17 protein-coding genes and 3 pseudogenes are annotated in these 19,281 nt (G+C 63.4%); 6 read left to right on the top strand and 14 right to left on the bottom strand.

Annotated features, from left to right (window positions below; translation table 11 throughout):
- Positions 1-436 precede the first annotated feature (436 nt).
- The 3 genes from ACZ5MJ_RS28255 to ACZ5MJ_RS28245 are packed head-to-tail and all read right to left on the bottom strand — an operon-like array spanning position 437 to position 4,667.
- A complete protein-coding gene (locus ACZ5MJ_RS28255) occupies positions 437-1,903 on the bottom strand; it encodes an efflux transporter outer membrane subunit (protein ID WP_464226630.1) in 1,467 nt (488 codons plus the stop codon).
- A 6-nt stretch (positions 1,904-1,909) separates the two neighbouring features.
- Positions 1,910-3,514, bottom strand: a complete 1,605-nt coding sequence (locus tag ACZ5MJ_RS28250; protein WP_464224245.1) for an MDR family MFS transporter — start codon at positions 3,512-3,514, stop codon at positions 1,910-1,912.
- Entirely contained in the window at positions 3,507-4,667 is a 1,161-nt protein-coding gene (locus ACZ5MJ_RS28245) for an HlyD family secretion protein (RefSeq protein WP_464224244.1), read from the bottom strand. Before ACZ5MJ_RS28245 ends, ACZ5MJ_RS28250 begins: the two co-directional genes overlap by 8 nt.
- A 90-nt stretch (positions 4,668-4,757) precedes the next feature.
- Here ACZ5MJ_RS28245 and ACZ5MJ_RS28240 point away from each other — a divergent pair, with 90 nt between their 5' ends.
- Positions 4,758-5,528: a DUF1956 domain-containing protein gene (locus tag ACZ5MJ_RS28240; RefSeq protein WP_464224242.1), complete on the top strand. Its 771-nt coding sequence runs from the start codon at positions 4,758-4,760 to the stop codon at positions 5,526-5,528.
- Positions 5,529-5,554: 26 nt separating this feature from the next.
- Here ACZ5MJ_RS28240 and ACZ5MJ_RS28235 read toward each other — a convergent pair whose 3' ends face one another.
- The 3 genes from ACZ5MJ_RS28235 to ACZ5MJ_RS28225 all read right to left on the bottom strand — a co-directional run bounded on the left by ACZ5MJ_RS28235 (position 5,555) and on the right by ACZ5MJ_RS28225 (position 8,998).
- Positions 5,555-5,899 (bottom strand): hypothetical protein, encoded by a 345-nt coding sequence (locus ACZ5MJ_RS28235; RefSeq protein WP_464224241.1) that lies wholly within the window; start codon positions 5,897-5,899, stop codon positions 5,555-5,557.
- A gap of 280 nt (positions 5,900-6,179) precedes the next feature.
- Positions 6,180-7,487 (bottom strand): cytochrome-c peroxidase, encoded by a 1,308-nt coding sequence (locus ACZ5MJ_RS28230; protein WP_464226629.1) that lies wholly within the window; start codon positions 7,485-7,487, stop codon positions 6,180-6,182.
- A gap of 14 nt (positions 7,488-7,501) precedes the next feature.
- Positions 7,502-8,998 carry a metallophosphoesterase family protein gene (locus tag ACZ5MJ_RS28225; RefSeq protein WP_464224240.1) on the bottom strand — a complete coding sequence of 499 codons (1,497 nt, stop codon included), beginning with the start codon at positions 8,996-8,998 and terminating at the stop codon, positions 7,502-7,504.
- Between the two features lie 85 nt (positions 8,999-9,083).
- On the opposite strand from ACZ5MJ_RS28225, the pseudogene ACZ5MJ_RS28220 reads away from it, so the two are divergent.
- A pseudogene (locus tag ACZ5MJ_RS28220) lies at positions 9,084-9,497 on the top strand (altronate dehydratase); the annotation flags it as partial.
- A 102-nt stretch (positions 9,498-9,599) separates the two neighbouring features.
- On the opposite strand, the gene ACZ5MJ_RS28215 reads toward ACZ5MJ_RS28220, so the two are convergent.
- Both ACZ5MJ_RS28215 and ACZ5MJ_RS28210 read right to left on the bottom strand, forming a co-directional pair.
- Positions 9,600-9,953, bottom strand: coding sequence for a cupredoxin domain-containing protein (locus tag ACZ5MJ_RS28215; protein WP_464224239.1), 354 nt, complete (start codon positions 9,951-9,953; stop codon positions 9,600-9,602).
- Positions 9,950-10,093 (bottom strand): annotated as a pseudogene (locus ACZ5MJ_RS28210) (DUF4142 domain-containing protein); the annotation flags it as partial. The pseudogene ACZ5MJ_RS28210 and the gene ACZ5MJ_RS28215, both read right to left, overlap by 4 nt.
- A gap of 504 nt (positions 10,094-10,597) precedes the next feature.
- Here ACZ5MJ_RS28210 and phbB point away from each other — a divergent pair.
- Entirely contained in the window at positions 10,598-11,341 is a 744-nt protein-coding gene (phbB, locus tag ACZ5MJ_RS28205) for an acetoacetyl-CoA reductase (protein ID WP_464224238.1), read from the top strand.
- 153 nt (positions 11,342-11,494) lie between these two features.
- Positions 11,495-12,073 (top strand): phasin family protein, encoded by a 579-nt coding sequence (locus tag ACZ5MJ_RS28200; protein ID WP_464224236.1) that lies wholly within the window; start codon positions 11,495-11,497, stop codon positions 12,071-12,073.
- Positions 12,074-12,430: 357 nt separating this feature from the next.
- On the opposite strand, the gene merR is transcribed toward ACZ5MJ_RS28200, so the two are convergent.
- The gene (gene merR / locus ACZ5MJ_RS28195) at positions 12,431-12,841 is read right to left on the bottom strand and encodes an Hg(II)-responsive transcriptional regulator (protein WP_464224235.1); all 411 of its coding nucleotides are present in this window, start codon (positions 12,839-12,841) and stop codon (positions 12,431-12,433) included.
- Positions 12,842-12,889: 48 nt separating this feature from the next.
- On the opposite strand from merR, the pseudogene ACZ5MJ_RS28190 reads away from it, so the two are divergent.
- Positions 12,890-13,792 (top strand): annotated as a pseudogene (locus ACZ5MJ_RS28190) (FAD-dependent oxidoreductase); the annotation flags it as partial.
- Between the two features lie 164 nt (positions 13,793-13,956).
- Here ACZ5MJ_RS28190 and ACZ5MJ_RS28185 read toward each other — a convergent pair.
- From ACZ5MJ_RS28185 to ACZ5MJ_RS28165, 5 genes are all read right to left on the bottom strand, one after another.
- On the bottom strand, positions 13,957-14,196 hold the full coding sequence (locus ACZ5MJ_RS28185) for a hypothetical protein (RefSeq protein WP_464224234.1): 240 nt from the start codon (positions 14,194-14,196) through the stop codon (positions 13,957-13,959).
- A 256-nt stretch (positions 14,197-14,452) separates the two neighbouring features.
- Complete coding sequence (gene istB / locus ACZ5MJ_RS28180) at positions 14,453-15,205, bottom strand: IS21-like element helper ATPase IstB (protein WP_464226628.1); 753 nt, start codon at positions 15,203-15,205, stop codon at positions 14,453-14,455.
- Between the two features lie 21 nt (positions 15,206-15,226).
- Positions 15,227-16,762 carry an IS21 family transposase gene (gene istA / locus ACZ5MJ_RS28175; protein WP_464226627.1) on the bottom strand — a complete coding sequence of 512 codons (1,536 nt, stop codon included), beginning with the start codon at positions 16,760-16,762 and terminating at the stop codon, positions 15,227-15,229.
- A 114-nt stretch (positions 16,763-16,876) separates the two neighbouring features.
- The gene (locus ACZ5MJ_RS28170; protein ID WP_464226684.1) at positions 16,877-17,245 is read right to left on the bottom strand and encodes a hypothetical protein; all 369 of its coding nucleotides are present in this window, start codon (positions 17,243-17,245) and stop codon (positions 16,877-16,879) included.
- 367 nt (positions 17,246-17,612) lie between these two features.
- Positions 17,613-17,822 (bottom strand): hypothetical protein, encoded by a 210-nt coding sequence (locus ACZ5MJ_RS28165; RefSeq protein WP_464224232.1) that lies wholly within the window; start codon positions 17,820-17,822, stop codon positions 17,613-17,615.
- 153 nt (positions 17,823-17,975) lie between these two features.
- On the opposite strand from ACZ5MJ_RS28165, the gene ACZ5MJ_RS28160 reads away from it, so the two are divergent.
- On the top strand, positions 17,976-19,277 hold the full coding sequence (locus ACZ5MJ_RS28160; RefSeq protein WP_464224231.1) for an MFS transporter: 1,302 nt from the start codon (positions 17,976-17,978) through the stop codon (positions 19,275-19,277).
- Positions 19,278-19,281 lie beyond the last annotated feature (4 nt).

The following is a 19,281-nucleotide window of genomic DNA, read 5'->3' as shown; positions in this document are numbered from 1 at the left end:
CCTCATCTTCAGTAAAGCATCGCGAACATCCGTTCAGCCGATGCTCACGTTCTTGGCACACATTTCATTATCGTGAAATCACCATTGCCGGCATTAATGTAAGCTCGGTTTTACGGCTGCGCGTTCTGCCAGCAGTGGTGACCAGACACATTTGTTGAAGATCGTCATTCGTGCGAGCCGCGCTCATCATTCATGCGAGCGTGGTTTTTCAGCGCGAAACAACGTCCCAGTGGGGCGTTTCGCCCGCCGCTTTTTTTTGGCCAGTTCGACGTAGTCTCACGAATGCAGAGCGTCCATAGCCTGGCGTTGCCTTTCAGCAACTGTTGAAAAGCGTACTTGCGGACGAAATGGGCATAGAAATCAGAGGGTTTTGCATTTGTGATTGCTCGCGCATATGGTGAGCAGCGCTCGCACCATCCCTGAACCTCAACACCCGCTATCCCGCGTGACGCCAGCCCAAACCCAAGGACTTCTGCAGCGAAACAAAGTCCTCCACCAGGCCGGCATCGCCAGAGATCCTGTCCTGCTGGGCCAGAACGCGGGTGCGTTCGGCATCCAGCCATTCGAGCATGGTGGCCGTGCCCGCGCGGTAACGCTGGCGCGTCAAATCGGCGGCATGCTCGGCTGAGGCTTCTCTTCGGCGCAGGACGATAACGTTCTCACGCTGGTGCCCATAGCGCGAGAGCGCAACGTCGGCGTCACGCAATGCCTTGAGCACTATGCTTTCGTACCTGGCCTGGGCCTCGTCGCGCCCTGCTTCGGCGCCCTCGATGCCCGCCGCGACGCGGCCGAAATCAAGGATGTTCCACTGCAGACGAGGCAGCGTGAGCCAGGTGCCGTTTTGCTTGCGCGCCAGATGGCCTGGATCCGTGGCACTAAAGCCGAGCGAACCCAGCAGCGACAGCTTGGGAAACCAGTCGGCCTTGTGTACGCCGATCTGGGCGTTTTGCGAGGCCAGCCGGCGTTCGGCCGCGCGGATGTCCGGGCGAGACTTGAGCAGCACCGCAGGGTCGCCGACCGCAATCGTTTCCGGGATTCCCGGCATCGCTCTGGTGGTCTGCAACTCGGCATCCAGCGCGCCAGGGCCGCGTCCGGTCAGCACAGCCAAATCATCCAGTAATTCGGTAATTTTGGCCTCGACCGGCGCCAACTGCGATCGCGTGCCATCAAGCTGTGTACGCAGTCGTTCGACCTCCAGCTCGGAAGCCACGCCCCTACCACGGCGCTGCTCGGTCAGGTCGAGCATGTCGGCTTCAATCTTTTCCGCATCGTGCAAGTGCTCCAGGCGAGATTGCTGCTCGCGCAGGCTGACGTAGGTCTGCGCGATTTCGGCGGCGAGCTGAACATGCGCATCGGCCAGGTCTTCCTGGACAGCGTCGGCTTCCGCTGATGCCGCTTCGATGGCACGACGAGTGCCGCCAAACAGGTCGATCTCCCAACTGGCGTCGAAACTGGCGATGTACAACGATAACGGCCCGCGACCGCCGCCTGCAGCGCCGCCGGAAAGGGCGGACAAATCGGGCGAACGCGTGCGCAGCATGGCAGCATCGGCGCTGACCTTGGGCAATGCGCTGGCTTGCGCGCCACGCAGCCCTGCACGGGCTTGCCGGACGCGTGCCTGCGCAATACGGATGTCCGGACTGTCGGCGAGCGCCGTTTCGATCAGAGCGTTGAGCTGGCTATCGCCGAGCGCATGCCACCAGTCGGCGTCCTGCGGCGCATGCGCATCCATGCCGGCAGGGGCATGCGGGTAGGCAGTTTGGCTGATAACGCCAGCCACGTCCGGCGCACCGTGGTAGTCAGGGCCGACGGTGCAGCCGGCCACACCGAGCGCGACCACTGCCACGAGCAGCACCGGGGTCAACTCCCGGCACGCCGCCGGGGAGGATCGAAAGCAGAACATCATGGATCAGTGACCGGAAGAGACGGGAGCGCCCGGCGCAGGCGTCTTGAGCAGCAGCGCCAGGGGAATGCACAACAGCAGCGCCACGCCGAGCGCGTAGAACGCTTCGGAGAACGTCATGACGGCGGCCTCCCGCGCGATGGTGGCAGCCAGTTGGCCCATGGCCTGCATCTTGGCGTGGACCAGGTCCCCGTGCTGGGCGAAGAAGCCCGCCGCGCTGGAGGCCAGGTGGTCCTGCCCGATCGGGCTGTTGGCTGTCACCGACTCGCGGATCACCGCATCGTGGTAGGCATTGCGGCGGTCGATGAGGGTGCCAAGCAGCGCCAGGCCAATGGAGCCGCCGAGATTGCGCGCCATGTTGTAGAGTCCGGCAGCGTCGCCGGCCTCGTGCGTGGCCACGGCCGCCATCGAGGCCTGGTTGAGTGGCATCATCGCCAGGATCTGGCCGAAGCCGCGCAAGATCTGCGAGCCCACGAAATCGTGGCCCACGCTGTTGGCAGTTAATGCAATGTCCAGCACGCAGCTGCCAAAAAAGCACAGCAGCCCCGCCACCACCAGCAGCCGGATGTCGAACTTGCCAAGGATGCGCGGCAGGACAGGCATCATCAGGAAGGCCGGCAGGCCAGACAGCAGCATGATGCCGCCGGCTTGCTCGGCGTTATAGCCCGCAATCGTGGCCAGGAACTGCGGCAGCAGGTAGGAAATGCCATAGATACCGGCCCCCACCGTGGTGACGATCAGGATCACGCTGGCGTAGCTTTTATTGAGCAGCAGACGCAGCCGCACGATGGGCCTCCTGGCGGTGAACTGGCCCGCCAGCATCATCAGGAGGCCGCAGGCGGAGAGCATCGACAGCCAGACGATCATGGACGATTCAAACCAGCGCTCGCGCTGCCCCTCCTCCAGCACCACAGTCAGTGAACTCAGGCCGATGGCGAGGCCGACGATGCCCAGCCAGTCGGCATTGACGAACTCGTGGAAGTCGGCGCGGTCCGGCTTGAGCCCGAAGTACAGCAGCGACACCAGCACGGCGCTGACCGGCAGATTGACGAAGAAGCACCAGCGCCAGTCCACATTCTCGGCCAGCCACCCGCCGATTACGGGACCTAGCAACGGCCCCAGCAGCACGATCAGCCCGAAAGCCGACATGCCGATGGGCAACTGGTGCCTGGGCAGCCGGGTGCGCACGATGGTCTGCGCGGTGGGGATCATGGCGCCGCCGGCCAGGCCCTGCCCGATGCGCCCGATGATCATGGTGGCCAGCGTATGGGAGAGTCCGCACATCATCGAGAATGCCGTGAACAGCAGCGCGTTCCACATCAGGAATCGACGCAGTCCGAACACGCGGGTCAGCCAGGCGGTGAGCGGGATGATGACAATTTCGGACATCAGGTAGCCCGTGGAGATCCATGTGCCCTCGGTGCCCGCCGCGCCGATCTGCCCCTGGATCTGGGGCAGCGCGGAATTAGTGATGGAGATGTCGAGGGTGGCCAGCAAGGCGCCAAGCGAGCCGGCCGCCACCGCAATCCAGTCCGCCGCGGAGGCATCGGGCTGCGCCGCCAGCGCAGCGCGCTTCGTGCCGCCAACAGCCTGCGCGGCGGCCTCAGCCACGTGCCGCTCCGGCCGAAGCGTTGGCGCTCCGCGTGTCGGGCTTGCGCGTATCCACGTCGACCGTCACGGACAGGCCCGGCACCAGCGCCGGACGTGCATTGTCCGGGATGATATCCACATGGATGCGCACCGGCACCCGTTGCACGATCTTGGTAAAGTTGCCGGTGGCATTCTGCGGCGGCAGCAAGGCGAACTGGGCGCCAGTCCCCGGCGCCATGCTTTCCACCTTGCCGTACAGGTCACCATCAGGCAGGGCATCCACGTGGATGGTGACCGGCTGGCCCGGCCGCATATGGCCGACCTGGGTTTCCTTGAAGTTCGCGGTCAGATACAGGTCCTGCACCGGCACTACCGTGAGCAGGCGTGTGCCCGGCTGGGCGAACTGGCCCACGCGCACCGCGCGGTCGGCCACGCGACCTGCCAGCGTGCTGCGCACCACAGTGTCCTGCAGGTCGATCTGGGCGCGCCGGGCGGCCGCCAGCGCCACCAACAGTTGCGCGCGCGCCTGCTCGAGCTTGGCCTGCAGCGTGCCGGTCTGCACCTGCGCCGCGCGCAGCGCCGCCTCGTTGGCGGCCAGCGCCGTGGCGGCACGGGTCTGGGCGTTGCGCAACTCGGCGGTGCGTTCCTCGGTCTCGGCGCCGGTCTTGACCAGCGGGGCATAGCGTTCCACTTGCGAGGCGGCGTAGCGGACGTTGGCCTGTGCGCCGGTCACCTCGGCCTGGGCCTGGGCAATATTGGCTTTTTGTTGCACCAGTTCGGCCTCGGAACGGGCCACGTCGGCCTGGCGCGCGGTGACCGTGGCTTGCGCCTCGTCGGCCGCCGCCTGGTACTGGCGCGCATCGAGCCTGGCCAGCGGCTGGCCAACCTCCACCACCTGGTTGTCGCGCACGAGCACCTCGGCCACGTAGCCGCCCACTTTGGGCGCCACGATCACACTGTCAGCCTGCAGATACGCATCGTCGGTCGACTCAATAAAGCGATCGAACAGCCACCAACGCACACCCCAGGCGGCAGCAGCGATGATCAGCACTGCCAGTGCGCCCAGCAGGATGGTGCGGCGGCTGACACGCTTGACCTTTGGGGAAATTGCGGCAGCGTCACCGTGAAGCGGCGTATTGCCGAGCGAGTCGGCTGCGGGGGCGTTGGTGGACATAAAGGCTCTCAGGTTCCGAGTCGGAATTATTCCAGTTGGAATAATTGTGTCAACTGGTATATTTATATCCCGTGCGTGTCTTGCGCCACAATGCGAATCGCGCCAGGCACGCAACATCCAGCCATCAGGAGGCCCCAATTCATGGCAAGACACCGCCCAGCAGCCGAAGGCGGCTACCAGTGCGGAGAAGAAACGCGTGCGCGCATCGTCGATGCGGCACTGCGCCTGTTCGGCGAACGTGGCTACGACGGTGCCTCGACCCGCGATATCGCCAGGGAGGCCGGCGTCAACGCCCCTGCCTTGCAGTACTACTTCGATGGCAAGGAAGGGGTCTACCTGGCCTGCATTGAATTATTCGTGGCCCGAGTCTGGGAGCACCTGGATGACGCGGTAACGAATGCAGAGCACGTGAGCGCTGACCCGAAGGCCAGCGACCCGATGCTCGCGGACGCTTACCTGGCCATCCAGGCGCGCTTTGCTTCCTTTGTCTATGATTGGCCGGAAGCAAGCCACTGGCGCATGTTCATGGCGCGTGAGCGCGCCGGTCTTGGCCCAGAGGCAGCCTTCGACGTGATCGACAAAGGCTTGAACCGCAGGCTGTTTGCGGCCACTTCCGCCATCATCGGGCGCCTGCTTGGCAAGCCAGCAGACGACGAGGAAACCAGGATCCGGACCATCGCCATCGACGGGCAGGTGCTGGTATTCCGCATGATGCGGCGGCAGGTAATCAGCGCCCTCGGCTGGAAAGGCATTGGCATCGAGGAAACCGCACGCGTATCTGCGATCGTCCTGGAACAGACCCGCGAATTGCTGGCAGTTCTCGTCAGGGCACGCAAAGCACGACGGAGCTTTAGTTCCTAGCGAAGAACCCGTTCGCGCGTTCGCCGTCAACTTGCTGGATGTGAGGCAAAACTGTGCCAAGCGCACGACCTCTCGCTGATGTGCGACTCGTGGAAGTCATCCCGGGAGGCGACATACTTTACGGCTTTCAGAGTCGGCAGCGCGTCAGGAGCGGGCAATTGGAACTCGACGAGTAGAGTCTGGGTGTCCGACCCATAGTCAATGTCAAAGAAGTGGTTGAAGAAGTCAGGGTAAAGGGACTCGAACGGGACTTCATTGGTGTAACCGACTACTGCCTGCGGGTCCTTTGCGAGATAGGCGTTGTACCGGGTGTCGACCGCCAGATTTTCTTCTACCTGCTGGGCCTGGTAGGCTCCCGCCGCGATTCCCATGCAGCCAGTGCCTCCTGGTGGGTGGCGTCCGCCTTCGCGATGGCCGCGTCGTATGTCCTCTTCGCAGCGGCGACCTGATGCCCGTATTCCTCGTTGTCTCGTTGCCATTGACTAGGGCCCCCCTGTTTGGAGTCTGACCAAAGACCGCAGCCGACCGAAGCGGGCTTCCGCGCAAGCCTCCACAGCCTGCTCGCCACTGCTAGTCCGCATTACTCGCGTACGCGATCGACGACAGCACCACGCCGGTCGACGCAATGCCGCCAAGCACGACAGCTCGAAACTATTTCGCCGGGGCGCGGCCGCGATTCGCAGGCATTGCCTCGACGTACGGTGCATCCGTCAGCGTACGCAGGAAGGCCACGATATCGTCGATCTCGGCTTCCGACATCGCCGGCGGCATGCCGGGCCGGCGGTTCATCGGTGTCGAGTTGACATTGATGTTGGCGCGGTAGCGCGCGGGCACGTCGTCGAATTCGCCTTCAGGGCCATACCAGCGGCGCGGATCGGTGGAACGCGTGTTGTAGAACGCCACGGCGTCGCGCAGCGTGGTGAACACGCCGTTGTGCATGAAGCTGCGCCGCACAGCCACGTTGCGCAGCCCCGGTGTACGCAGGTAGCCGCACCACTGGTCCGGGTCCGGCCAGCGCAGCTTGCGCGCGGTCTGGCAGAGTCCGGTGTCGAAGTACTTGGGATCACGGTTGGCTGACAGCGCGCGGTTGCGCGGCACGGCGATTGCATCGTAGCCAAAGTCGGTAAAGAGCGAGCGCTCGGGCCGGCTGGCGGTATCCGACAAGGTGTGGCAGTTCATGCAGTTGCCCTTGTCGGGGTTCTTGAAGAGTGCCAGGCCGCGCATTTCCTGTGGCGACAGCGGCGTGCGCTTGCGCAGGTAATTGTCGAAGCGTGAGCTGAAGGGCGCCATCTCGTCGCTTTGCAGGTAGGCCTCGAGCGCCTCGCCCAGCGCGCGCATCATCTGCTCCGGATCCTTGCGCACCGACGGGCCGAATCGTGCCGCCAGCGAGGCGGCCAGCCCGGTGCCGTTCACCTTGCGCAGCAACTTCGCTGGCGAGCCGTTGTTCATCTCGTTCGGATCCAGCAGCGGCCCGCGCGACTGTTCGGCCAGAGTGTCGGCGCGGCCGTCTGCGAACAGGCCGCCGAAGGGTGCCGGCGCCGGGGCATCGTCGTCCTGGTAGAAATGCCGGCGCGGCACGTAGCGCACGTACAGCAGCGAAGGCGCATTGCGCAGACTGAAGCGTCCGGGCCGGCTGCCCCGAGGCACGCCCGGGCCTCCGTCCGGTAATGCCGGCGCGAACGCGCGGCCGGGATCGTGGCAGCCTGCGCACGACATGCCGCGCGGTTCAGACAGGCGCGTGTCGAAGAACACCTGGCGGCCCAGCGCGGCGAGTGCGGGGTCGGGGCGGAACGCGGCCGTGGTGGCGTCGTGCTTGCTCGCGACTTGCGGGGTGCCGGCACCGATGGTCGCCACTACGGCAGAGGGCGGTGCACCGGGCAGCAGTACGGTGATGGCTGGCTGGGATGCCTGGGACCGTGCGACGGCGGCGATGCCGGCCAGCGCCAGCGTCACCACCATCGTGCCCGCAAATCTCACGGCGCGATGAAGCCCGTCTTGTCGCACGTGAGCGTGGAGGCGGTCTGCTGGCAGGTGGCCATCAGCTTGCCCGCCGTGGTGTAGGCCTTGAAGGTCCAACCCGTGTCCGGCGCGGCGCGGCGCTCCATCAGCAGGAAGCCAAAGCTGTTGTGGTGCGTGATCTTGTCCACCGTGACGCCAGGCGCCGGCGTGGCCCCGGCGGGCAGCGGATCGGGCAGTGCCACGTCGAGGTTGTCGCCGGCGTTGCCGGAAACGATCGTGGCCGGATGATTGGAGGCGAAATTGATGGCCTGGAAGTCGTGTACGTGGCCGTGCATGGCCAGCTGGACGCCGGGCGGATAATACGCCTGCGCGTTCAGGCTGCTCATCACCGACTGAAGCGCCGCATTGCCCGGCGCCGGGTTGCTTCCGGCGATGGGGGCGAAGCCCAGGATGGGATGGTGGTTGGTGAAGATCGAAGTGCTGAAGCCTGGCGTGGCGGCCAGCGTGGCGACCGTCTGGAACTGCTTCTGGTAGGCCACGAATTGCGGATCGGTGGTGGCCAGCGCGCTCCTGCCGGCCTTGGCGGAGTCGAACACGATCACCTGCGTGCCGCCGCCAAGCGCCACCGCGTAGGGCTCGCTGTAGTTGGCGTTGCCGTCGTTGGCGGGATTGTCGCACGTGCGCGAGCTGTCGAATGGGCGTGGATCGAGGAAGCGGAACCAGCCCTGCCCGGCACGCGCGCATTCCTCGTGGTTGCCGCGTACCACGACCCAGGGCGCCTTGGCCAGCAGCGGCGCGGCCGGCTTGAACAGGTCGGCCTGCCACGTGTCCCAGCCGTAGCCCCAGGGGCTGCCCTGGCAGCCGGCGATGTCCGGCGGGCAGGCGTTCTCGCGGTAATGGTAATCGCCGATGTGCAGGACCAGGTCGGGATTGAAGCCGGCGGCTGCGGCAGCGACGGCGCCAAAGGGCCAGGCGTTGGCGTCGCTGCAGGGCTGCCAGGCGTTGTCGGCCTTCTTCATGCGGCAGCCGGTATCGGCCAGCACGACCACGCGCTGGGGCAGGGCCTTGGGCAGGGGCAGCTGCTGGCCGCCGACGCTGGCGCTGGCGCTGGCGGCCGTGGCCGGCAGCGTGGCTTCGCATACCGATACCGGGAACTCCGACGGCTTGGAGTCGGCCGGGGCGCTGGCGGTGGTGCGCAGCGGCACGGTGGCCGGGCCGGTGCGCAAGGTCATGCGGGCGGAGGTGCCGTCCACGTTCAGCAGCGGGCACGCGGCATTGGCGTCGGCAGCGGCGCCAGCCGCGGGCGCGGGCGCCGTGAAACTGGTGATCACGCGGGCGATGGCCTGGTTGCCGCCGCCGATCTCGACCCAGGCCGCCTGGATGTTGGCGGCCGCGCTGGCCGCGTCCGGGGGGTCGTCACTGCCGCAGCCGTGCAGGATGCCGGCTGCCGCGATGGCGGCAGCGGCAGCCAGCCAGCCGTACTTCGGGATGGAAATCTTCGGCGTGCGCATTGTTATTCTCCCTGCTTGTGATGCGCACAGTACGCTGCCGACATGTAGGAAATATGACGCGCGGGATTTGCTGCCGCACCCACGCGTGGCAAAGGGTGGCACCACCAACCTGGTCGACGTCTATCGTTACGCGGAGCAGGTCGATACGCACGGCCTGGTCTTCATGGACACGCCCGGCTACGATCCGGTTTCGGCCACGGGCCAGGTGGCCGGCGGCGCCAACCTGATCTGCTTTACCACCGGACGCGGATCGGCATACGGTTGCGCGCCGGCGCCTTCATTGAAGCTCGGCACCAATACGGCCTTATGGCATCGGCAGCGGGAGGATATCGATCTCGACTGCGGCGCGGTTGTCGATGGGATCCGGACGATCGAAGAGCTCGGGGCAGAGATTTTCCAGCTCATGCTGGCGGTGGCTTCTGGTCAACGCTCCAAGAGCGAGCTGCACGGCTACGGCCAGAATGAGTTCGTCCCCTGGCAGTTGGGGGCGGTCACTTAGCAGACACCGGGCGTTCGCAACTGCAGGGTATCCGCCCGACGATGCGGGCACGCTGACCGGCCGCACGCCGCGAACACCCGTCCGTGCAGCCGATGCACCGGCTCATTCAACACGAAGTGTAGCCTTCATGGTCGGATGCAATGTGCAGGTGTACGGATAGACTCCGGTTTTCCTGGCTACATATTTCCACGACTTGCCTGGTGCGATGTTCTTCGAGTCGAATCCGCCAGATGGTGCCGTCACCGTGTGGGGAAAGGGATCCTTGTTGACCCAGACGATGTCACCGGACCGTACGGTAAGGGTCTGCGGTTCAAAACTGGTCCCCTCGATCACCACGGTGTGCATGACGGGCCGTGCGCTCGCCGGCGGGACTGGGCCGGTCAGCACCAGCCCCGCCGCGATCCACAGTGCCGCTACCCGGAATCGCATGTCAGGGTCAGCAATGTGGGCGGTCACTTCTTCATGCCAAGCGAACCTTGTATCTCCTTGGCATGCTCCAGGTGCGCCACGAAGGCCGGCCGCACTTTTACCAGCAGAGCTTTCAGTTCTTCGTTCTTGGCATTGGGGATCAGGGTCTTGTCCATGGCATCGATCACGGTGCGCTTGGACAAATTGTAATCGTAGGCCACCCGGCCTCGATGGCGAACTCGGTTTACCACTTGCAAGGGATTACCAGCAATCAGGAGACTACCGGCCACGCCACACATGACAATTACTGCGTGGCGAATTTTGGTGTGGTGACCGCAGCCGGAGCCGGCGGCTATGGCCTCGCCCAATGGGGCGGCTAGCAACTGCCTCCTGGCACTGGCGCCACTACCCAGCCGACAATGCCAATGTCCACGGCTTGTTCATTCCTGGCGACGAGATCCCGAATCCAGCGCCCGATCTGGCCGGAGCCAGGAGAGGTAAGGAGCACTCTGTCGTTCGTTGGCGCAAATCATCAGTCGGGTGACACAAAGTTGAAAAATGGCCGCGCTAGCCTGTGGCGGCAGCGCTATTTGCTGGGCCATCTGCATACGTGGATGGTGGTCTAAAGCCGAACACAGATTCGCAACGATCGGAAGGTTGGGGTCACACATACTTTGACAGAGACAAACAGGATGACGAGACGAATTGCATTGGTGACTGGTGGCATGGGCGGTTTGGGGGAGGCCATCAGCCTCAAGCTGCACGATACGGGTTATGACGTGGTCGTGACCCACACGCCGGGAAACCCGAATGTCCAGGACTGGCTCACCGCCATGGAAGCCGCTGGCCGCAATTTCCGCGCGTACGCGGTCGACGTAGCGGACTACGATGCCTGCCAGGCAACGATGGCGCAGATTCTTGCCGAGGTCGGGCGGGTCGACGTTCTGGTCAATAACGCCGGCATTACCCGCGACATGGCCTTCAAGAAGATGGACAAGGTGAACTGGGACGCCGTGATTCGCACCAACCTGGATTCCGTGTTCAACGTGACCAAGCCTCTGTGCGACGGCATGGTCGAGCGGGGCTGGGGACGCATCATCAATATCTCGTCCATCAACGGCTCCAAGGGTGCGTTCGGCCAAACCAACTATGCGGCCGCAAAGGCGGGTATGCACGGCTTCACCAAGTCGCTGGCGCTGGAGGTCGCTCGCAAGGGTGTGACGGTTAACACCATTTCTCCGGGCTACCTGGCGACCAAGATGGTCACGGCCGTGCCGCAGGAGATCATGGATACGAAGATCCTGCCTCAGATTCCGGTGGGGCGGCTCGGCAAGCCGGAGGAAGTGGCTGCCCTGGTTGCTTATCTCTGCTCCGAGGGTGCGGGGTACGTGACCGGCGCAAATATCGCGATCAACGGCGGGCAACACATGCTGTAAGCGCGGGGGTCGCACATGGATTGATTAGCGACACAAAGCCCCATTTGCGACCCGTTTCGCGAGCACACGTGAGATCTGTCTCTCACGCGGCTTACCCCGTAGTCCCCGCCCTTTGGGCGCTTTGTTTGCAAGCATTCAACATCGGAGAACAACGTGATCTTTACCCAAGACCAAATCTTCGCGGCACAACAGTCCAACCTCGATTCCCTTTTCAGCCTGACATCCAAGGCCATTGAAGGCTTTGAGAAACTCGCTGAGCTGAATATGCAGGTCGTACAAACGGCTCTAACTGAGAATCTGGACGGCGCCAGACGTGCGCTCTCCGCCAAGGAGCCGCGGGAAGTGCTTGAGGTCCACGCGTCGCTGGTGCAGCCGGCAGCCGAGAAGGCTGTGGCTTATGCCCGCCAAGTCTACGAGATCCTCACGGAAACGCAGAAAGAGTTTGCCAAAGTGACAAGGAACATTCTCACCGAGCGTTCACAAAAGCTGAGCGAGACTGTCGACAACCTTGCCAAGAATGCGCCGGCCGGTACGGAATCGGTCGTCGCGATCGTGAAGTCGGCAATTGCCGCTGCCGACAACGCATACGAGTCGGTGGAGAAGGCAGCCGCGCAGGCCGTGGAAATTGCTGAATCCAACATGCAGGCTGCCGCGACTGCAGCAACGAATGCTGCGCAGCAGGCCGGCGCGACCGTTCGTGCAGCCTCGAAGAAGTCTTCGGCTTCCGCCTGATCCTGCTGCAGTGATCCTCTGAAGCCCGGCCTGCCTCGGCCGGGCTTACTTCTTCTTGCCAGGTCACCGGCTTGCCTGATGCGTCAGCGCACCAGCTTTACGGATCCATCATCGGGCTTGTGGAACCCTCATCGCCGTGGTGAACCCAAGCTATCCAAAGCGTTAGCCAAGCCGATCAACGCCCTCCCCTGAATTGACTGAGGTCGGCCATTTTCGGTCGGTCGAGCGATGGCAGATCAATGACCGAATCGGCAGATAAGCCGTCAGTCGCGGAGCTAGCCAGGCAGCAGTTCCGGCCATTTCCCGTCTCGAAACGAACGTAACCGCTCAATCCAGCGCACCTTGAGGAATCGGGTGTTATTCGCCTCGCTGCAACGAGGCAATCAACGGGCACGACACGCTTCCCCTGCGCGAATGACACGCGCGTACGAGTTGGCTGAGCACCGCTTCCATGCGTTTGAGATCGGCAAGCTTCTTCTGAATGTCGTGGAGCTTGTGCTCCGCGAGGCTGCTCGCCTCATCGCAGTGCGTCCCATCCTCCAGTTTCAGCAGGTCCGTGATCTCGTCGAGGCTGAAGCCCAGCCGCTGCGCAGATTTGACGAACCGTACCCGCGTGACGTCCGCCGCACCGTAGCGCCGAATGCCGCCGTGTGGCTTCTCCGGCTCGAGTAGTAGGCCCTTGCGCTGATAGAACCGGATCGTCTCCACATTGACGCCGGCCGCCTTTCCGAAGGCGCCGATGGTCAAGTTTTCGCTACCGCTTTTCATACCGCTTGACTCCGTACAAAGGTACGGAAGTAACGTTACGCTATTCCCGAGGCGCTGGCGAGCGACGTCATCCCCAATCGGCTTGCCGTGATCGGCGCGTCGGTGGTAGCCGTGGAGCTGGCCCAGGCCTTTGCGCGGCTGGGCAGTCATGTCACCGTCCTGGCCCGCCACACGCTGCTCTACCAGGAGGACCCGGCGATCGGTGAAGCCGTGTCGGCCGCCTTCCGCGCCGAGGGCATCGAGGTCTTGACGCAGACCCGGGCGAGCCAGGTGTCACACGCCGATGGCGAGTTTGTCCTCACCACGAATCACGGCGAGGTGCGCGCCGACCAACTGCTGGTAGCAACGGGCCGCTCGCCCAACACTGACGGTCTGAACCTGGCAAGTGCCGGAGTGCAGCTCGACAAGCGCGGCCGCATCGTCATTGACGCCGGCATGTGCACGAGTGCACCGGACATCTATGCGGCGGGCGACTGTACCAACCAGCCGCAGTTCGTCTATGTCGCGGCGGCGGCCGGCACGCGGGCGGCGATCAACATGACCGGCGGCGACGCACGTCTCAATCTCGATACGATGCCGGCGGTTGTCTTCACCGACCCACAGGTTGCAACGGTCGGCTACAGCGAGGCGCAGGCGCACCAGGCGGGCATCGAGACCGACAGTCGCACCTTGACGCTCGATAACGTGCCGCGCGCGCTGGTGAACTTCGACACGCGTGGCTTCATCAAGCTGGTGACCGAAGCTGAGAGCGGCCGGCTCATCGGCGTGCAGGCGGTGGCCCCAGAGGCGGGTGAACTCATCCAGACAGCCGCGATCGCGATCCGCGCAAGGATGAGCGTGCAGGAGCTCGCCGACCAGCTGTTCCCGTACCTGACGATGGTCGAGGGGCTCAAGCTCGCCGCGCAGACCTTCTCGAAGGATGTAAAGCAGCTCTCGTGCTGCGCCGGATAAGCAGCAGGAACAGCGATGAACCTTGCGCACTACACGGCCGAAGTTGTCGAGCGCCTGACTATGACTAACCCGGTCGGAAGGCTTTGCGGATCTCTTTGTCGTACTGCTGCATGAACTCAGCAAGGGGCGCCGGTTTCTCCTGCCACGCTGTCCTTGGCCCTGGGCTAACGCGTCGAGCAGGTGAGCGTGGTACTCGTTGCGAAGGCGGCTTCGTACAGCCCGCTACCGATGCCGACTCCAATGATCAGCCACGCGACGAACATCCCGACTACACCTTGCGCCATCCCAAGGGCTGCTAGCCCGATTACGAAGATCAGGCTCGTGCAGGCCAGCACTGGCCTGCCGCCGCGAGGGAAGGTGATCGTTGTATCCCGCCCTTGAAGGGCCATGTCAGGCGCATTCATTTGCGTGCTCCTTTCGAAAAACGGGTGTCGAAATCCTCCTTTTTGCGCCAGGGGCTTATTTCTGCGGCCCTTCAATAGTATCTAAAGGCTTTGCGAGCCTGAGGAGTGCTGTAAATGAAGCAAAGACTGCGTATTCCGCCGAATCTGGACACTCGCTCCGGCGCAAACTGGACACCTGCTCCGGCGCAAACTGGACGCGCGTTCCAGGCCAAACTGGACACTACGGACGTAGCGACGCGGGGTCGAAGTTCGGTTTTTACTCCTGCTCAGTCTGGGCTGTCAAACGGGCGCGCATTTTTCGCATGGAATCGCCTTTCAAGGTGAGTTGATGCGCGTTATGGACGAGCCGGTCGAGGATCGCGTCGGCCAATGTGGCATCGCCGATGGCGGCGTGCCAGTGATCGATCGGCAATTGGCTGGTGACGATGGTCGAACGGGCGCCGTGGCGGTCGTCGAGCACCTCCAATAGATCGCGGCGGTGCACATCGTCGAGGACAGCCAGACCCCAGTCGTCGATTACCAAGGCGTCAATTCTCGCCAACTGCTTGAGCAGTTTGGTGTAACGGCCGTCGGCGCGGCCGAGGCTCAGTTCGTCGAGCAGGCGCGGCAAGCGCACGTAGTAGGCGCTATAGCCCAGACGGCACGCCTGGTGGGCCAGCGCGCAAGCGAGCCAAGTCTTGCCCACGCCCGTCGGGCCGGTCAGCAGCACGTTCTGCTTCTCAGACAGCCACTGCCCGGCCAGCAGGCGCTGGAACAATGGCTTGTCCAGTCCTCGTGCGTGGCGGTAGTCGGTGTCTTCGGCAACCGTATTCGGCTTGAGCTTGGCGCGCAGCAGGCGCAAAGCCAACTGGCGCCCATCACGCTCGGTTACCTCGCGGTCAACCAGCAGGCCGAGGCGCTCTTCGAAGCCGAGGTGATCAAGGTCCAGGTTTCCCTGATCGTGCAAGGCGCGCGCCATGCCGAACAGGCGCAGCTTGTTCAGCTTGTCGTAGGTGGGATGGTGCAGCATCATTTTCCTTTTGTTGGCGCTTCAGTGCAGGATGGAGTTCGATTGGTAGTAGTGGGCGCCACGGAGGTTCTCGTGCTCCGGCAGGTCGAGCGTGCGCTGCGCGCCCGGCGGAGTCTGCAAGTCCAGGCCATTCTTGAGGATAGATTGCAGGCTCTTCCAACTCACGGCGTTGAGTTTGAGCGCATGCGCGCAGGCCGCTTCGAGGCGCGCGTTGCCGAACTCCTGTCCCAGCCGAAGCACACCCAGGCAACTGCGGAAGGCCTGCTGGGGATGGCGACGCTGGTGCAGCAAGCGTTCGACCAGCGTGGTGCAGCGGGGGCCGATAGCAGTAGCCCGGCTGGTCAGCTTCTCCGCGCTCCAGCCCGCGACCTCGCGGTGGGTCCGCGGCATGTGCATGTCAACCGTCGTGTGCCGACCCTTGAAGGCGCAGTGGGCATGACTGGCCAGCCGCTGGCCGTGTCGGAAGATCTCGACCGTCGCTCCGGTGACGCGCACATCGACCTGCTCGCGTGCGTGCTGGTAAGGAACCGAGTAGTAGTGGCCGTCTACCTCGACGTGGTAGTCAACGCCGACTCTGGCCAGCTTCCACTCGGCGTACTCATAGGGCTGTGCCGGCAAGGGGCGCAAGGCTGGTTGATCCATTTCGGCGAAGGCGCTGGCGCGGCTGCCGGGCAGCTTCTTGAACGGGCGTTGGTTCAAGGCGGTCAGCAGGGCACGCATCTCGCGGTTCAGTTCGCCAAGGCTGAAGAAGCGCTGATGGCGCAGGCGCGCCAGCACCCAGCGCGACACCACCAACACCGCGTTCTCCACTTTCGATTTGTCCTTGGGGCGGCGTACGCGGGCAGGTAGCACAGCCACGCCATAGTGGCTGGCAAGGTCCTGATAGGTCGGGTTAAGGTCCGGCTCGTAGCGCGATGCCTTGGTCACGCCGCTGCGCAGATTGTCCGGCACCCACAGCTCGGTGCAACCGCCGAAGAAGTTCAGGGCACGCACGTGGCTGGCGATCCAGTCGGGCAGTTGTTGGGACCAGGTCGCCTCGATGTAGGTGTAGTTCGATGCGCCCAGCACCGCAACGAAGATCTGTGCTTGCTTGATCTCGCCAGTAGCACCATCCGTCACGACCACCGTCTGGCCCGCGTAGTCGATAAACAGCTTTTCTCCCGGCGTGTGGGTCTGGCGCATCGACAGCGACAGCCGCTGACGCCAGCGCCGGTAGTGATCGCAGAAGGCGCTGTACTGGAAGCCATCCTCCTGCCCGGCTTTGTACTCCTGCCACAGCAATTCCAGTGTCACACCCTTGCCGCGCAGTTCGTTGTGGACGCGCAGCCAGTCCGGCGCTGGTCGCTGCACCGAAGACGGCTCGCTAGGCGGGAACAGCAGCCGTTCTAGGGACGGTTCGTCCAACTCCGGCGGCAGCGGATAGCTCAGGCCCGCCAACTTGGCACGTGCCAAGTAATCGGACACCGTGGTCGGCGAGACGCCGATGATGCGGGCGATTTCTCGCTTCGATCGGCTGTGGCCGAAATACAGCCGCAACACTTCTTGGATTTTACGCATGGATAACCTCTTGTTAGCCAACTGACACCCCGGAAAAATCTGCCAGAGTGCCACGGTTATCCCGCGGTGCTACGCCCTTCCTGGCCGCCTTAAACTGTCCAGTTTGAGGCGGAATCAGTGTCCAGTTTGCGCTGGAATCGCCGTCCAGATTGCCGTGGAATCAGTGTCCAGTTTGCCGTGGAATGGGTGTCCAGTTTGGCGCGGAATACGCAGCAAAGACGGCGGATCTACTACACCGAGACTCAAAAGGCACTGATGTGGGAGCGGTGGCGCAAAGGTGTCACGCTTCACCAGATTGCCCGAATGCGGGCCTGCGCCCGGCAAACTATCAAACAGGTCGAAGTCGGGCAGCGTTCGTGCGACTGCCGCGATTTCCTTATCGAACACGTCGATCGCAGTGAGCGCTGTGCGTGGCTTGGCCACCAACATCAACGCGAGTAACCGGTGAGGTGCAACGACGCCGGGATTGTCGGCAAGCGACACGGCTCAGCGGAGCGACGCCAGACTCCCCTCGATCAGTTGGGCCCGACGACAGTTGTGCACATGGAAAGAGTCTTCAAAGGTCTTCCTCCTAGCACGCTTGACTGCAGGCAGAGTTGGGCAGCGGGTCAGGAAATCGCAGAACTGTATCGTGTCGATATCGTCGAACCACTCCAAGGCCAAGGGCCGCATCTCGCTAGCGAATGGGTCGGGACGCAAATAGATGTGTCGGGTTGCCTGGCCGGCGCTGTCCTTGCTTCGTGTCCTGCACGATCGCCATCACCATGGGCACGCCCGGCACCGCATCGCTTACGTAAGCGTACCGATCATGGCTTCTGAAATTATTGAAATGTCTGGCAGGGTTGCCAGCTCAGCTCTGCGCTGCCACGCCTGGCATCGCGACGACAGGAAGATCTCGGGAGATTAGGTCGAGGTATTCGGGGTGCCCTACTTCGCACGGGCCAAGGATCAGGCCATCGGCGCGGCGGAACAGCTCCACCATCAGATCTTCCTGTGCCTTGCTGTTATGCGTGTTCCCGACCACCAGCGCATAGCCTTCGAGCCGTGACCGATACGCCACTCATGTAATGCCATATCAAATATACAACACATAATAATCAGGTACTTATGGCAGTTGTAATTACAGATTACGTATCCTATACTCCGGCCGGTTGCGCGACACCTTAGAAAAAACGCCTCAATCGAAGGACTCAAGGACAAGGAGACACCCGTCATGCAATCGACAAGCCCCACCGCAGCCTCGCTTGCGATTCCCCGCAGCAGCGTGCGATGGAAAATCTTCCTGATGATGCTGCTCCTCGTGGCGATCAACTACATCGACCGCGCCTCGCTGTCGGTGGCCATGCCGCTGATCGCCAAGGAGTTCGATCTCAGCCCCGCCATGCAGGGGCTGATCCTGAGTTCATTCTTCTGGACGTACGCATTCATGCAGGTGCCGGGCGGCATGCTGGCCGACAAGTACAAGCCCCGCATCGTGATTGCCGCGGCCACGGTGTTCTGGGGTGCGTTCCAGGCACTGGCGGCGGTCTGCACCAGCGCCACCACGCTGATGCTGACCCGGCTTGGGCTCGGCGCCGCCGAAGCACCGATCTACCCGGCAGGCGGCAAGCTCAATGCCATCTGGATGACAAGGAACGAGCGCGGCCGCGGCGCCACGCTGCTGGACGGCGGCGCACCGCTGGGCGCGGCGCTCGGTTCGCTCATCATCGCCGGACTGATCAGTGAACTCGGCTCGTGGCGCATGTCGTTCGTGGTGGCGGGCGTGGGCACGGTACTGGCCGGCTTCGTGGCATGGTGGTACATCCGCAACTCGCCGCGCGAACACCAAGGCGTCAATGAACAGGAAGCCCGTCATATCGAAGACGCGCTTGCCCTGGAGCACAGCGAGGAGCCGACCAACCTGAGCGGCCGCTCGCTGGACTTCTTCAAGTACCGCTCGGTCTGGTGCATGGCCATTAGCTGGATGTGCTTCAACGCCGTGTTCTACGGCCTGCTGACCTGGATGCCCACCTACCTGAGCAAGGCTCGCGGCTTCGATCTCAAGCAGATGGGCGGCGCCAGCTTCATCATCTTCTTCGCCGGTTTCGTCGGCGAACTGATCGGCGGCTGGATCGCCGACAAGTGGAAGGAGGCCGGGGGACGTCCCAACGTCGTGATGCGCACGCTGTTCGGCATCGCCGCCGTTGTGGCCACGGTGTCGATCTTCTCGGTGGCCTATGTCACCGACCCCGTGGTGGTTGTGGTGCTGCTGTCCTCCACTCTCTTCTTCCTGCGCTGGTGCGGCCTGTTCTGGTCCGTGCCATCGATGCTGGGCACCCGTAACAAGGTGGGCTTCCTCGGTGGCGTGATGAATCTGGGCGGCAACATCGCCGGCATCAGCGTGCCGATCATCGTCGGCCTGATCGTCCAGGCCACCGGCTCCTACTTCCTGGCATTGATGTTCTTTGCCGCTTGCGGTGTAGGCCTGCTGCTCGCGTCCACCAGTATCGACTACGAGAAGAAGATCCCGGTCTGACGGC

The organism is Cupriavidus sp. LA-1 (assembly GCF_055385985.1).
The sequence above is the reverse complement of the archived record's forward strand: the minus strand, read 5'-3'. Positions and strand labels throughout refer to the sequence as shown.